Source organism: Oleiphilus sp. HI0123, assembly GCF_001635315.1.
In genome coordinates, this window is sequence record NZ_LWGE01000631.1 from 1 (window position 1) to 746 (window position 746).

The 746-nt window shown below is 44.8% G+C and carries 1 protein-coding gene; it reads right to left on the reverse strand.

What is annotated here, in order from left to right:
• Nucleotides 1-746 (reverse strand): outer membrane beta-barrel protein (locus A3761_RS05740; protein WP_197472862.1); only part of this gene is annotated, 746 nt, incomplete at both ends.

Genomic DNA, 746 nt, shown 5'->3' on the forward strand with positions numbered 1-746 from the left:
CTTCGACTCCACGATCCGATAGCGGACATTCATCGCGTTTGTCTATCACGCCATCCTGGTCTGAATCGAGTTGGAGCTGTAGATTCTCAAATGGGGTTCTTACGATTTTTTCCACTTTAGGAATGTGTTTTTTGAAGCCAAAATAACGGCCTATATGAAAGCCGCTGAAGCGAGCATCTTTGGCATGATTGGTATAGTCAAAGCTGATGAACCAGGGACTATCGGTGAATCTGTAGTAAGCACCGATTCCCCAGGTAACTTGTACAGTTGACTCTTCTTCATAGCCAATACGCGAGTCTGTTGCTTCTGTATTGAGCCAGGTTCCCCCAAGTTTGAAGTGGGCATTGAAAGGCTTATATTGGGGTAAGAATCGATATGCAATCATTAGACTTGGGGCTCGGTATCTAATCGCCGCATCTAGACTTGCATTTAGGGTGGGGTTACTATTTTTTAAGCCCGCTTCCCCCAGGAAAGAATAGTCTAACTCCAGTGCCCATTTTTCACTGAGATGGCGACCAGCCAAGAAACTAAAGCCAATACTACTTTTGTCATTACTTGACCAGCCGTTACTTTCTCCAGAGGGGGCCAAGTAGCTATAACCTAGCCCGGCGGATACATACCAACAGGGTTGAAATAAGAGTTCTGATAAATCGTCAAATTTTAGCTCCTGAGCACACTGATTATTGTTGTCAGCCGAGGCATCATTTACATGCATAAGCAGAGGTAAAAAAACTATCGCCATCCAG